Annotated in this window: 13 protein-coding genes; all 13 read right to left on the bottom strand. The window is 39.1% G+C overall.

Going from position 1 to position 14,321, the window contains the following annotated elements; all coding sequences use genetic code 11:
- Positions 1 to 26: 26 nt before the first annotated feature.
- Positions 27 to 1,424, bottom strand: coding sequence for an O-antigen ligase family protein (locus tag ACI6MV_RS06115; protein ID WP_407269352.1), 1,398 nt, complete (start codon positions 1,422 to 1,424; stop codon positions 27 to 29).
- A gap of 116 nt (positions 1,425 to 1,540) precedes the next feature.
- A complete protein-coding gene (locus tag ACI6MV_RS06110) occupies positions 1,541 to 2,614 on the bottom strand; it encodes a glycosyltransferase family 4 protein (protein ID WP_407269350.1) in 1,074 nt (357 codons plus the stop codon).
- 450 nt (positions 2,615 to 3,064) lie between these two features.
- Entirely contained in the window at positions 3,065 to 6,157 is a 3,093-nt protein-coding gene (locus tag ACI6MV_RS06105) for an efflux RND transporter permease subunit (protein WP_407269348.1), read from the bottom strand.
- Between the two features lie 2 nt (positions 6,158 to 6,159).
- On the bottom strand, positions 6,160 to 7,029 hold the full coding sequence (locus ACI6MV_RS06100; protein ID WP_407269346.1) for an efflux RND transporter periplasmic adaptor subunit: 870 nt from the start codon (positions 7,027 to 7,029) through the stop codon (positions 6,160 to 6,162).
- An 18-nt stretch (positions 7,030 to 7,047) separates the two neighbouring features.
- A complete protein-coding gene (locus ACI6MV_RS06095; protein WP_407269344.1) occupies positions 7,048 to 7,941 on the bottom strand; it encodes a TetR/AcrR family transcriptional regulator in 894 nt (297 codons plus the stop codon).
- 157 nt (positions 7,942 to 8,098) lie between these two features.
- A complete protein-coding gene (locus ACI6MV_RS06090) occupies positions 8,099 to 8,710 on the bottom strand; it encodes a hypothetical protein (RefSeq protein ID WP_407269343.1) in 612 nt (203 codons plus the stop codon).
- 186 nt (positions 8,711 to 8,896) lie between these two features.
- Complete coding sequence (locus ACI6MV_RS06085) at positions 8,897 to 9,316, bottom strand: hypothetical protein (RefSeq protein ID WP_407269341.1); 420 nt, start codon at positions 9,314 to 9,316, stop codon at positions 8,897 to 8,899.
- A 351-nt stretch (positions 9,317 to 9,667) separates the two neighbouring features.
- Positions 9,668 to 10,090, bottom strand: coding sequence for a 3-hydroxyacyl-ACP dehydratase FabZ (fabZ, locus tag ACI6MV_RS06080; protein WP_407269339.1), 423 nt, complete (start codon positions 10,088 to 10,090; stop codon positions 9,668 to 9,670).
- Between the two features lie 86 nt (positions 10,091 to 10,176).
- Entirely contained in the window at positions 10,177 to 10,536 is a 360-nt protein-coding gene (locus ACI6MV_RS06075; protein WP_407269338.1) for a DNA-directed RNA polymerase subunit beta, read from the bottom strand.
- Between the two features lie 104 nt (positions 10,537 to 10,640).
- A complete protein-coding gene (gene mreB / locus ACI6MV_RS06070) occupies positions 10,641 to 11,642 on the bottom strand; it encodes a rod shape-determining protein (RefSeq protein WP_407269336.1) in 1,002 nt (333 codons plus the stop codon).
- A 443-nt stretch (positions 11,643 to 12,085) separates the two neighbouring features.
- The gene (gene spoIIID / locus ACI6MV_RS06065; protein WP_407269334.1) at positions 12,086 to 12,385 is read right to left on the bottom strand and encodes a sporulation transcriptional regulator SpoIIID; all 300 of its coding nucleotides are present in this window, start codon (positions 12,383 to 12,385) and stop codon (positions 12,086 to 12,088) included.
- 267 nt (positions 12,386 to 12,652) lie between these two features.
- Positions 12,653 to 12,811, bottom strand: coding sequence for a hypothetical protein (locus ACI6MV_RS06060; protein ID WP_407269332.1), 159 nt, complete (start codon positions 12,809 to 12,811; stop codon positions 12,653 to 12,655).
- A gap of 408 nt (positions 12,812 to 13,219) precedes the next feature.
- Positions 13,220 to 14,044, bottom strand: coding sequence for a stage II sporulation protein SpoIIQ (gene spoIIQ / locus ACI6MV_RS06055; protein ID WP_407269330.1), 825 nt, complete (start codon positions 14,042 to 14,044; stop codon positions 13,220 to 13,222).
- Positions 14,045 to 14,321 lie beyond the last annotated feature (277 nt).

Below are 14,321 nucleotides of genomic sequence, written 5' to 3'. Positions count from 1 at the left end.
AACTGAAATAAACCTATAATTATTATTTAGACAACGTACTTTTTCCCATATCTAGCTGAAATCGCATATAAATAACCTATTGCTATAGCTAAGTATATACTTGAAGCTGGTGAGGAAAAAACATGTCCCGCTATAATAGAAGTACCTAAACCAAGACATACAGCTATTCCAATTATTAAGATGTTTATATCAAATGAACGACGTATAATGGATAATACTATATTTCTTAAGATCAAGTAGCCAATAATAATTAATGGAAGCATCAATAAAATGAAGCCGATTATTCCAAAACTGAAAAACCAATCAAACAAATCCATTTCTGCACTTTTGGGTTCAGTCTTATAATTACCCCCTAAACCCATACCAAAAACTTTTTGAGTTGTTGGAGCGATTTGATACTGATGTTTTAGATTAGAAACGAAATTGCTTCGTCCGCTCAATATAACTGATGTTTTGTCATCATTAACGGTATCTGTTTCATCATTGTTATATTGGTCATCCTCATTAATCGAATCATATTCTTCGTTATTTGGCTCATCATCTTCTTCATTTACTTCCGGTGTCCGTTCATCCAAGCTATTTATTGTGTCAAAAGTGAGGTTTAGATTTTGACCTATTGGTGTAATAGGCATTAATAAAAGTACCATAGTTAATAATGGTAATATTATAGCTATATTTAGAAGGTTTTTTTTCTTGTCAATAAAGACAGCTATTATGGAGACAATTAATGCAATAGTCAAGGCAATAAACGCACCGCCAAAACTTACTTTAGTACCTATCATCATTGTTGCCCACAGCGTGATCATTATGAATGGGAGCAGGATAAGCTTTTTAGTTAACTGCTCTTTTCTAAGCATATATAGTATCATAAACCCGATTCCCATTGCTAATATAGCACTCAAGTCATTTCCTGAAAAAAACCATCCACTATGTCCTGATTTGGCAAGTGAATCATAACTTTTTTGACCTGTACCCGTTAAAGTAGCAAGAACCATTACTATTCCAATAATAGACATACTAATAAACACATTTCTTTGTATTATATATTGCCAATTTAATCTTTTACTCATTGATTGAATAAGTAAGATATAAACAATTAACATCTCAATAAAATAGGCTGTTTTAATTATATAAATTACTTCTGAGGAAAATAAGAACGGCTCTTTAACCATGAGGTTGATAATAAAATGAATACCAAGAAATACTACTAATAGCCCTAAATAAATTGAAACATAAGACCGTAATTTTTTATTTGGTAATAATAAGATGTACAATAATCCAATTACCATTGCTAACATCCTGAAAAGTTCAGATATTGGTAAATTCAGGTATGCAAACACATCTAAAACTGGTTGTATTAATATGTAAGTTATAAAGAACAGTTCAATATTTGGCGATATTTTTGTTGAAAGCATAGAACCCATGATTTCCCCCAGTTTATATGATAAAATTTTGTCGATTCTTTGAATATAAACTTATTTTCCCCGAAAAGATATACTGTGTCAATATAGATTATTAAAATTACCATTAAAAGGAACCATTACCGAGTTATTTCTCTTTCTTTATTGAACATTCTTTTTATAGTTGCTATTATAGGCTTCTTCCCAACAACTCCGACTATCTCTGCAATTATCTGCAACATCAACAAAAATATAACTGCAACTACTAAGGTAAGTCCAAGCGATGCATTTGAAAACACAATAGCCAATATCCCAAAAACAGCACTAAATCCATAAATAATCAACACCGTTGCCCTATGACTAAACCCCGCCGATAACAATTGGTAATGCAAGTGCTTCTTATCTGGCATCATTATGTTCTCCCCATTGATTAAGCGCCTAATAATCGCAAATAACGTATCAAAGATAGGCACCGCAAGCACAATAACCGGAATGATTAAGCTAATTAATGTAACATTCTTAAACAGTCCAAGCAGCGCAACTACTGAAATAGAATAGCCTAGAAACATTGAACCCGTGTCGCCCATATATATTTTTGCGGGATAAAAGTTATGAAATAAAAAGCCGATATTACTTGCGATCAGTACAACACACAAATAGAAAACAACAATTTTCGCGTCCATTACGGCCATAATCAAAATACTCGTTAAAGCGATTGTGGAAACGCCGGATGCTAGTCCATCTAATCCATCGATTAGGTTGATTGCATTCGTGACACCGACTACCCATAGGACTGTTACTACGATGCTCAAATTATTTAATTCGACTAGTCCGATAAATGGAATCGTGATCCTTTCGACGATAAGGCCCGAGTATATGACTGTTCCTGCAGCTAATAATTGGCCACCAAGCTTCACGATTGGACGGAGCTGGAACTTATCATCTAATATGCCTGTCACAACAATGATGAGTGCACCAACGCAAATAGCAGCATAATGATCGTCACTCGGTCGTAAATATAGTAGTCCTAGGCTGACACCTAGGAATATCGCTAATCCACCAAGCCGCGGCGTGACGACTGTATGAATTTTACGATGATCCGGTTGATCCATCGCCCCAATTTTTCTCGCGAGCCATTTCACTGGATATGTGAACAACCATGTGGCTAATAATGATATAATAAATGCAATGATAACTTGCTCTGTAAAATACATAAAATAAACTCCCACTTAAAATTACTTGTCCCTTTTAATATTTGACATAAAAGTGAACTTATAATACGCAAATCCTGCCAAATTTTAAAAATATATAAATAGACGTTACTAATGTTAGACACTAAGCTTGGCATATGCTTGTCTCTCTACTATATATAGCTATTGCCACCGCTAGAAAGGAGGATTTTTTTGAACTCTGGTAAATTTAAACAACTCTTCACTACACTTAAAAAATCAGGCCCAGTTGGGTTTGCACTGGTAATTATCGCTATTATAGTAATTTTTTATTTCATTGGGTATTTGGTTGGGAATCTTTCCGGTAATATGTTTTAGTCCTTATACATAAAAGGAGCACTGCCTAAAAAGCGGCAGTGCTCCTTTTTCCCGGTCTATAAACCGCATTTTTTCAGAGGCATGCCGTGGTCCGTAAGGCGCTTTCCGCTTTCGACCCTACATCTCCTCAACCTTCCCTTTCTTCCTACCAACCAATCCTTTAATCTTCTCAGACAGATCATCAAATAACGTATATACAACCGGAATCAGTAACAGTGTAAATAAGCTGGAAACTGCTAGACCAAAGATAACGGTAACTGCTAATGGCTGCTGTGTTTCTGCTCCTTCACCGATTCCGAGGCCTAATGGCACCATGGCTAGTATCGTTGTTAATGTTGTCATTAAGATTGGTCGCATTCTGCTTACGCCCGCTTCTAGAATTGCTTCATAACGATCCATCCCGCGGCGCCTTAAGATGTTGATATAGTCGACGAGGACGATTGCGTTGTTTACAACAATCCCGGCGAGCATTATGATCCCAATAAAGGCGGTGATGCTTATCGGTATGCCTGTGATGAACAATCCTCCGAGCACGCCTACAACTGTTGCTGGCATGGAGAACATGATCACTAACGGGAATAAGAAGTTCTCAAATTGGATCGCCATAACCGCATAGACAAGGAAGATCGATAACACAAGCGCATAAGCTAGATCTGTAAACGATTCGGCCATATCTTCTGCTTCTCCACCAACGGTATACGTATAGCCTTCTGGGAAGGTTGCCTGCATTTCTTCCATTACTTCATTCACATCAGCACTAACGCTTCCTAAGTCGCGATCAGCGATATCGGTTGATACGTTCACCTGGTTACGTTGATTTTCTCTTGATAAGGATGCTGGTCCTTGTACTTGTGTTAAATCAGCAACCGATGATAAGGAAATCATCGTACCAGTTGGTGTTTGTAGCATCATGTTTTCTAAATCGTTAATCGTGCTTCGTTCGTCTTCTGGATACATCATTGTCACGTTTATATCATCGCCGTCTTCGCGATATTGCATAACCGTTTGGCCAGTGAAGCCCATTTGCACTTGACTCATGACAGTTTGATACGTTAATCCATATTGCGCTGCTTGCTCGCGGTCTACTTCCACGTTAAGTTCTGGTCTTGTCTCAGATACAGACGTTTGTGGGTTGAATACCCCATCTACGTTAGATATCGTTGCAACGACTTGGTCGGCAAGCTCCGTTAATACTTGATGCTCTGGTCCACGCAGTTGAATCTGGATCGGATCTCCACCGCCAAGGCCAGCGCCAGCTTCTGAAACGGTAATCTCCGCGCCAACGATTGATGCGAGGTCATCATTTATTTCTTGTGTGATTGCTTCGGTAGTCTGGTCACGTTCACCTTTTGGAACCAATTGGATCGTATAGTCCGCTTGATTCGATGAGCCGCCGCCAACCATTCCGCCACCACTGCCACCAATGGTTACATAGCTAACATCAATAACATCATTATATGCTTCTAACTTTTCACTTACTTCGGTTGCAATCGCTGTTGTTGTTTGTTCATCTGTGCCTAGTGGTGTTTCCACCGAAATAGAAACTTGCCCTTGGTCACCTTGTGGAATATATTCTGTTCCGATTAACGGGATCAAGGCTAAGCTTGCTACGATAATGACGAGCGTACCAAATATCGTTGTTTTGCGACGTTTAAGTACACTGCGAAGCATCCTTTTATAGCCTTTATTCACTTTATTTAAAAACGTGTCAAACCAATATCTGCGGCCGTTGTCTTCCATCGCTTTAGATAATAGTTTGGATGATAGCATTGGAATTAACGTAATTGACACGACAAGTGACGCAATTAAGGAAAACGACACGGTTAATGCGAGCGGCGTAAAGATATCCGACGCAATCCCTTCTACATATACAATTGGCAGGAATACAACCAATGTTGTTGTCGTTGACGCTATAACAGCTGGCGCGAGCTCAGAGGCACCTTTTTTGGCCGCTTCTGTTAAACTGTAGCCTTGCTGTCGATAGGAGACGATATTTTCTAAAATGACGATCGAACTGTCGACCATCATCCCGATTCCGAGCGCGAGTCCACCCATCGTAAGCATGTTTAGTGTTTCACCAGTAAAGTACATCAGTGTAAATGTGGCTATAATTGCAATCGGAATCGATAGACCGACAACAATCGTTGCACGAATGCTTTTTAAGAACAAGAGTAGAATTAATACTGCTATGATTCCACCGATGATCATATTTTGCACAACGGCTGCGATTGATTGTTTAATATAAGTAGACGTATCAACAACCACTTCTAAATCTGTGTCTGCTGGTAGGTCTGACTGTAAATCGTCGATGGCTGCCAGCACATTGTTGGAAACCTCGACCGTATTACCATCCGATTTCTTTATAATCGATAAAACAACGGACGGATCGCCATTGACGAGCGCCGTTCCAGATGTTTTCTGGAAGGTATCATTGATTGTTGCAATATCTTCTATATGAATTTGCGCACCCTGCGGCGTTTGCACGATAGTCTCGCGTATGTCATCAACAGAACTGAAATCACCATTGATACGAATTTGTAGTTCTTTGTCACCCTTTTCGATGACACCAGCTGAACCAGAACTGTTCGCACCACCTAACGCTTGCATAACCTGTTGCGAGCTTAGTCCGTATTGCGCTAACGCGGAACGATTCAGCTCTAATTCGATTACCCGCTCCTGGCCACCTTCAATCGAAACCGATGCGACGCCTTCTTGACGTTCAAAATAAGGGACAACTTGGTCTTCTGCAATTTGCTGCATCTGAACAGCGTCATCGCCTGTTAAACCAACCCACATGATCGGCAATTGATTGGGATTAAAGCGAAGCACACTAGGATCGCCTACACTCTCTGGTAGTAAGCCTTTTACCCTGTCGACACTTTCCCTCACTTCTAACAGTGCATTATCTAAATTCACCCCTGTATTAAACATCAATATCACGAGTGAAGATCCTGATTGTGATTGGGACTGAATTGTTTGTACGCCTTCAATCGAGCTTAAAGCAGACTCGATCGGTTTACTTACTTGCTTTTCCACCTCTTGTGGTGCCGCATCCGGATAAGAAGTAGCGACAACGGCGATCGGTAACTCAATTTCCGGGAACAAATCCACGTTCAAGCTCCGAAGCGAAATAAATCCTAAGGCTAGGATCGCGAGTACGACCATGATTACGCCTACGGGACGTTTGACTGAAGTTTCTACGAGCTTCACGATTATTGATCCTCCTTCATGATTGTTACCTGATTACCATCCGCTAGTGTCAGTTGTCCACTTGTGACAACTTCCTCACCAGCATCTAGATCACCTTCAACCGCCGTAACGTCTGATTGTGCTTCTGTTACCGTTACTGTCTTTTTAACAGCTTTATTATCTTCAATAATGTACACATATGTTTCAGCATTTTGTTCCACTAACGCAGACGTTGGGATGATTAGCGTTTGCTCCACTCTTTTTTCTGGAACACTAACAACGGCGATCATACCTGGCTTGATCTTTTTATTCGGATTATCAATCGTCAATTCCACCGTATATAAACCTTGTTCGTTTGGTACTGGTGAAACATAACCGATATTTGTAGTTATTTCTTCGTCAACCGCAGCCACCGTAATGGTCGCTTCTTCGCCATTTTCAAATAGAGAAAAATTATTTCCTGTTACACCGACCATGATTGTTAACGTATCAAGGTTCACAATCGTAGCGAATGGCTCCGTATTCGAAACCATCGAGCCTTCCTCTGCTTGTAGCATCGTTATCTCACCTGCATCAGCAGCTTCTACTTCAATCGTCCCACGTCCGTCCGCACGGGTAATTTCCGCCAATACGTCTTCTTCTTCAACTTGATCACCTTTTTCGACTTCTACTGTATCTACTTCGCCTGCAAAAGGAGAGACCACTGGTGTCGTCGATTCAGGTTGAATGCTTCCATAAAATCTTTTTTCTAAAACGAGATCACCTTGTGTCACTTCTGCTACTTCAACAGGTGTAACTACTTTCTCTGTTTCTTCCGTATTTGTATCCTCTTCTGTACAAGCTACTAATACGAGTAATACTAGTCCGATAAATAATATTGCGATTTTTTTCATCTCTTTTTTGTCCCCTCTCTAATCCTGTAAAAATAATCTTATATCACAGATTTCAGCTATTTGTTTGCAATCCTCTTTCAAGGCCGGCACCGTTTGGAAAGGTGTCAACATCGCTTGAATGACGATCATTTTTGGCTGGCGATTGTTGATTTCATCATTAATAACAGCAGCAGCTTCTTGCAGCTCCTGTCTTTTTTTGTTATCTATCATTGGTTGTTTATGTAACTTCTCCAGCATCGTCTCGACGATCAATTGTACCTGTTCACTAATGGATGCCTGTTGACTCGGTGAAACTAATGAATATTGCAACTGGTCCATTGTTATTTGTGGTTTTGCTTCGTCATTTAACATACCTTGAACACAGTTATCGAATCGGCGTACGATAAAGCCTGCCGTCTCGTTGCAATCAATGTCAAGATCATGCATTGCTAACCATTTAAAATATCCTTGCATCAAGCCATCTAACTGGATTGCTGCATCGACGATATAAGGAGTAATCTTTTCTCCGTATATGTCTACAAATGTTTCACGCATCCAATTGAAAAAGTGCTTGTTCATGCGCACCATAAATTCATCAAGATTTTTCCCTAGTTGTAGATTATCCCTTATGTGCATGATAATGTATTCTTTGTGTTCCGATATCATATTTAAAAAAAAGGCAATATGTTGCTTTAGTTTTTCCATCGGTTCCAGATCACGCGCATCAATTACTTGCATTTTTTCCATTATTTGCTGAAAATAGTAATCAAAAATCGCTAGCACTAATGCTTCTTTTGAATCAAAGTATAAATAAAAGGCACCTTTTGAGACGTTACTCTGATCGGCAATTTCTTGAATAGATGTAACATGAAAACCTTTTTCTGCGAACAGCTTTATACTGGTTTCGATAATTTTCCGTTTTTTTTCATTCATCTATTTTCATCCTTACTATGTACGAGTCGTTATTACATTTCGTTTCATATTTTTCATGTACTGACCAGTCAGTCAATACAGTTTTCACTATATCAAATAGGAGTGAGGCTGACAATAAATGAAGACTAAATCAAAGACCAGCCTCAAACCCTAGAATCTATTTGATTTCACCTAATTGATTTACAATAAGATCCAGCTTTTTAACCTTTCCAAAATTATTGTTCGGGAACTGTTCATCAAACTTTTTAAATAACGGTTGAATTACGTCCTCTTGAAGTAATTGCTGATATGTGTCATGGACATACCGATATTGTTCGATCGACCGTGCCATTTTTTTATAAAATCCAGTTAAGTGATACGTAGTCGGAAATTTGAAAGTCTGGACTATTGCTTGACTAAATGTTGGAAAGTGTGGATAGAATGTGTGCACCATGTCGATGACGAGTGGAAATTGCATATTGGGATTATTGTATCTGTTTTTTATTACATATAAGCTATAGGTCAGTTGTGTAATGTTAGGAACCTTGCTGCTTTTTCGCACTTGTTCCATCAATTGAAAATATTTCGTTTCAAATTCAGCTGTTAAACTTGGTGTTGTTAGGTTGTGATAGTTACGATAGACAAACGTAAATACATGATTGTCATCAACAGCTTGTTTTCGGGATTGGGTGTGGAGAAATTCTTGTATAGCCAATGATTTGGGGTCAATCATATTTATCATTTGCTGATGATCAAGTAACAGTTTCTTTAGTTCGTTATATTCGATCACGTTATCATCATACCTCCTCGTTTCGTTAGTACTATGATAACATATGACTGCTTGTATTGACGGCACAGGCGACCTGGAAAAGCTTATTTTTTAAGTGGTTTGCAGTCCGCATGTAGGTGTATGCCCACGTGCTCTGCTTAAAAAGAAAGGAACCCATGGTCACATAGGCCCCTTTCTAGTCAGAGATTATTGATCTTTGTCTTTATCTGTTGTGTTTTCATTCGTATCGTCGACATTTTCGTCGTCCATGTCTAAAGCATTATCGTCTTCAGGTGTAGCGCCATCTTCTCCATTACCAGCGTTCTCACCCGTATCGCCAGTTGTACCATTTTCGCCATTCTCGCCATTCATACCACCGTTTTCGTTGCCAGCTCCATCTTCAGTAGTACCGCCGTTCTCACCAGCGTCATCCATACCGTCTGTAGCATCATCCATTTCATCACCAAGCTCTTCTGCACCATCCTCAATTTCTTCTGCTGGCGTTTCTTCAGCCGGTGCATCTTCTTCCGGTGGTGGGTTCTGTTCTTCATCATCCGCACACGCCGCAACTAAAGACAATGCCAAAACGGAAGTACCGAGTTTAAATAACAATTTATTTTTTATCACTACTAATTCCTCCTTCTAAATTTATTTCATCTTTAATATGCCCCATTTTCCTTTAAACATTGCATCGTTGAAAACAATTTATTAAAGATCCCCGAGCTGTAACTGCTTTACAATAACGGAGACATTGTAAAAACAGTTGTGTATAGAATTCTACATAAGTATAAAAATATACAGGAATTAATTGTGAAACGCGGGGTCTGGAAACGCGGGGTCAGTTCTCTCGTTCCAGGGCAAGCAGGTGGGGTGGGACGAGAGATCTGACCCCTCGTTCCGTGCCGCGTTCCGCATTTCCATGAAAAAAGCCTTCCAAATAAAAACGGACCCTCCATAAACTGGAAGGACCGCTTTATTTTATTTTATCGCAAACATGATTTCTGCTTCACACGCTAATTCGCCATCTACGGTTGCGATTGCTTTCCCTTTTCCGATTGGGCCCTTCAGACGAGTAATTTCCACTTCTAACTTTAACTGGTCACCAGGTACTACTTGACGTTTGAATCGACACTTGTCTATCCCCGCTAAGAAACCAATTTTGCCTTTGTTTTCTTCCTTTTTCAACATAGCTACAGCACCAACCTGTGCTAAAGCTTCAACAATTAACACACCTGGCATTACAGGATAATCCGGAAAGTGGCCTTGAAAAAACGGCTCATTTATGGTCACATTCTTTTTTCCTACTACTCGTTTTCCCTCTTCAAACTCTACAATTTCATCAACTAAAAGGAATGGATAACGATGCGGAATTGTTTCTTTTATCTGGTTAACATTAAGCATAGTGATACTCCTTTCATATGAACTGATTATGTAATTTCGCAAAAAAGGAGTCTAACCAGTTGTGATTAACTCCTCTTTTTAGATACTTAATTAGCATTTCCTAGTACAATATTTTTAATATGCGTCCATGTGTTTAACTCAAGCGCATCTAATGGTTCACCACTACCGATGACTCCAAAACCAACCATTAATCCGGCCATTAACGCCACATAACAAAGAAGAAAAACAATGATGATACGTAACCAAATAGGCATAATGCGACGGCGATACTTTTTTGCCATCTTTTTTTCATCACGTCGAGAAGCAGCACCGTTACTGTTTTCTTCAGCTTGTGCTTCTTTTTGGATACGTTTTTCAAATTTTTTTTCCTGTTTCTGTAATTTCTTCTGTTCACGGCGCTTTGTTGGTTGGTTCAACTCATTGCTTTCGGTTTGCATTGTAGACATAGCTTGATGACTCCTTACATATCAATTCTAAACGGTTTCGACCCGTTTAGATATTTGAATTTAATATTCTACAAAATTCGCAAAATAGAAAAAAATAATCCGTTTTAGCTTATACTTCTTTTCTCTATTTTATCGATATTCTCCAGCATCATGCCGGTTCCTTTAACAACACAATTCATTGGTTCATCTGCAAGTAAAACTGGTACTTTTAGCTCTTCTGCCAACAGTTGATCTAATCCGTGCAATAGTGCACCACCACCAGTTAAAATTACACCCCGGTCAATAATATCAGCTGAAAGCTCAGGTGGTGTTTGTTCTAATACCACTTTAGCCGCTTGCACAATAAGCGAAACCGCTTCACGTAATGCTTCTCCAGCTTCTGATGATTTAATCGAAATCGTTTTTGGTAATCCAGTCACCATATCTCTTCCACGAATATCCATTACTTCTTCTCTTGCTCCAGAGAAGACTGTTGCTATATTCATCTTTATATCTTCTGCCGTACGTTCGCCAATAAGAAGCTTGTACTTTCTTTTTACATAGTTCAGTAATTCTTGATCAAATTTATCTCCGGCCATTTTAATCGATTGTGCCGTTACAATATCACCCATTGATAATACGGCTACATCTGTAGTTCCGCCACCGATATCAATTACCATGTTACCACTTGGCTGATAAATGTCCATACCCGCACCAATCGCAGCAACTTTTGGCTCTTCTTCCAAATATACCTTTTTGCCGCCAGATTTCTCTGCCGCTTCTTTAATCGCTTTTTGCTCTACTTTGGTAATATTTGTGGGGCAACAAATAAGCATGCGAGGCTTAGAAAGAAATCCACGTACATTTATTTTATTAATAAAATATCTTAACATTGCTTCTGTAACATCAAAATCCGCAATGACGCCATCTTTTAATGGACGAATAGCTTCAATGTTTCCTGGCGTACGCCCTACCATGCGGCGAGCTTCCTCTCCAACTTCGAGTACTCTACCAGTGTTACGATCCATGGCTACTACCGAGGGCTCATTAAGTACGATACCCTTGCCTTTTACATGTATTAATACGTTTGCTGTACCAAGGTCTATGCCTATATCCCTAGAAAACATGAATTTGATCCTCCCAGCCAAATTTAATTGCACGTTGCACGAGTATTAGAGCACAATGCTTCTAAACATGTATTTTATCATAAAATTTGGTATATCGTTAGTTAAACGTAAAAAAAAGTCACTTTTTTTGATTAAAATGCAAAAGTTACCTAATGTTCATGGGTATTTCTGCATTTGTGTTTCAGCCTAGAATACAGTCAATTGCAACATATTGATTTTTAGCGATTCACATTCGCATATAGTTGGATTAATTCATTTCCAAACTATATGCGAATGCAAATCGCTATATAAAATTGACTCAAGATAAAAACGTAAGCCCTGCACATGCAGAGCTCTGCTAACAGAATCACCCAAGAACATCATTTACCTTTCATGCTCCCTATTTAATTTGGCAACTTATCGATTACTTATACAACATAGGCATAAAGGAGGGTCTTCTAGTATTAACTGACAGGTTCAACTGGTTCAATTGATTCGACATGTTGTTCAGATGCGGATGTTAGTCTGTATTTCCTTTTCGTCGCTTCTCCACCACGCAGATGACGGATCGCTTTGTGATGATCGAGGATAATTTTGACTTCATTGGCTAATTCGGGGTTTATTTCTGGTAGTCGTTCTGTTAAATCCTTGTGTACCGTACTTTTAGAAACACCAAATTCTTTTGCAATTACCCTTACCGTCTTTCTTGAATCCACGATGTACTTTCCAATCTTGATAGTTCTCTCTTTGATGTAGTCATGCACACCACTCGCCTCCCTGAGTTGGTTGTCTAAGGTGTGAAATGAGACAAGGTGATGGAGATCGTAGCTGAATTATAGGAGAAAATAGGTAAGAATTTTTGTTATGTTCACTAGTTGGCTTAGAGCTTCACACTCTCACCTCAGACCCTTTATTGCTTGGTTTGTATCAGTTTATTATTGATATTGTTTGAATATGAATAATTTTGATAATTCTGCCAAGCCAATGTGCTAAAGACGGGAAAATAGAATTTGATTTTTACATGTTAGAAACTAGCCGATATCACCATATCCGGGGTCAGAAAAGTAAGTGATTGGCGTCTCAAGTATTTCAATAGGAGTAATTGGGGCATCATTTGGCAGTGGTTCGTTAACCGGTTGCACATATAAACAAAAAGCAATCCAACACGTCAATAAAATATTTTGCAGCATCTTCATTCCTCTCCTCTTCATATTCTTTTATTCTGGTAGTGCTTAGACAAAAAATTTAATAACGTCGAAAGTTTTAAAAGAAGTGATGTTTAGGACAGCTTGTCCAGTATTACCGGATGGGTGTGATCGTGGGGTTATTCTTGAAATTGTATATGTTTTCTATTATTTCATGTTTATCGGAAAATTCAACTAGTTTCGTGATATTATCGTTCGACAATTACAGATAAATTTCGTTGTGTTTCGTAAAATGTATGGTGAGTGATGGCGAATGTGGTAGAAGAAGGTACGGAAGTGTCGATGTTTGATTTTTGGTTCTTTCGGAAAGTTGCGTTCGCGGTAAGATAAGTTCTTGTTTTGTAAAAAAGAAACCCCAGGGCATGTGCCGAGGGGTTATACATCAATCTAACATTATGCGTTCGCCATTGCTGCAGAAGATTCTGTACTTGTGCTTGAAGCATCTTCTTCCTTAGAATCGTCTTCGTCTTCGGTTTCATCTTCCTCAGAATCGCTATCATCGCCTTCATCATCAACTTGTGGTAAAGCTACTGCGCTTACCGGCTGATTAAAGAACGATTCTGGGTTTACAGCTGTACCGTCTTTGCGGACTTGGAAGTGAACGTGCGTACCGATATCTTGACCAAATAAGTTCTGGCCTGCAGTACCAATTTTGTCACCTTGTTTCACTTCTGCTCCTTGTTCAACAAGTACTTCACCTAAGCTTGCGTAATTAGTAGTTACATTGTCTTGATGCTCAATCTTAACGACATTCCCTAAGATTGGGTCTTCTTTGACTTCTGTTACTGTACCACTAAGTGCAGCGGTAACATCAAAGCTTTCACCATTCGCTTGTGCAATGTCTACTCCATCGCTTTGGTAGTAAGTATTGTCGAATAGTACTAGTGCTTTTTCTTTATCTTCACTGTCAGCTTCATAATCGTAGAACTTTGTTACGATTTCTGTCTGACTTTCTTCCCTTACTGGCATCTGAACTACTTCCTGCGGATCCATTACCGGACTAGCATCTTGATCACGGTCGTTAGATGGTCTTAAAATTTCATCTTCTGTCTCCGACCTATTATCTGCCTCTGGTACTTGGTTCGCAACATTTTGATACCATAGCACCCCACTTAATAGTAACGCAGCGATCGTTAGATATACAGCTGGGAAAAACCATTTTTTACGAAAGATACGTTTCCAAGTATTTTCTGAAACGTTGTTGTTTTCTTCTTTCATATCTCATCACCTCAGCAACCATTCTGATCAGAAACAGCTACTTATATACATCAATTTAAAAATTTTCCATTTATTTTTTAACAAAAGCCTAGAATTATGCATAAAATCGAGGGTTTTTTATTTATTGTAGGTTTTAGCTGGGGCGGGAGTGCCACGGGATGAAGGTGGTAGAATGGTGCCTTACGGTGAAATCCTGTTCCCTTTTAATACAGATCATTGCTCTCGCTTTACGACATTTAATTTCAAACCTGTGCTGTTTTTGAGTCGCTTCAGCATC

It is taken from the genome of Radiobacillus sp. PE A8.2 (genome assembly GCF_045635475.1).
GTDB lineage: Bacteria > Bacillota > Bacilli > Bacillales > Amphibacillaceae > JBJGXI01.
This window is presented reverse-complemented; position numbering and strand designations above follow the sequence as displayed.

Bases quoted from the DNA above. Each gene is read 5' to 3' on its own strand.
- ACI6MV_RS06115 (WP_407269352.1), bottom strand. From the start codon at position 1,424: ATGGGTTCTATGCTTTCAACAAAAATATCGCCAAATATTGAACTGTTC.
- ACI6MV_RS06110 (WP_407269350.1), bottom strand. From the start codon at position 2,614: ATGTATTTTACAGAGCAAGTTATCATTGCATTTATTATATCATTATTA.
- ACI6MV_RS06100 (WP_407269346.1), bottom strand. From the start codon at position 7,029: ATGAAAAAAATCGCAATATTATTTATCGGACTAGTATTACTCGTATTA.
- ACI6MV_RS06095 (WP_407269344.1), bottom strand. From the start codon at position 7,941: ATGAATGAAAAAAAACGGAAAATTATCGAAACCAGTATAAAGCTGTTC.
- fabZ (WP_407269339.1), bottom strand. From the start codon at position 10,090: ATGCTTAATGTTAACCAGATAAAAGAAACAATTCCGCATCGTTATCCA.
- ACI6MV_RS06075 (WP_407269338.1), bottom strand. From the start codon at position 10,536: ATGTCTACAATGCAAACCGAAAGCAATGAGTTGAACCAACCAACAAAG.
- mreB (WP_407269336.1), bottom strand. From the start codon at position 11,642: ATGTTTTCTAGGGATATAGGCATAGACCTTGGTACAGCAAACGTATTA.
- ACI6MV_RS06060 (WP_407269332.1), bottom strand. From the start codon at position 12,811: ATGCTGCAAAATATTTTATTGACGTGTTGGATTGCTTTTTGTTTATAT.
- spoIIQ (WP_407269330.1), bottom strand. From the start codon at position 14,044: ATGAAAGAAGAAAACAACAACGTTTCAGAAAATACTTGGAAACGTATC.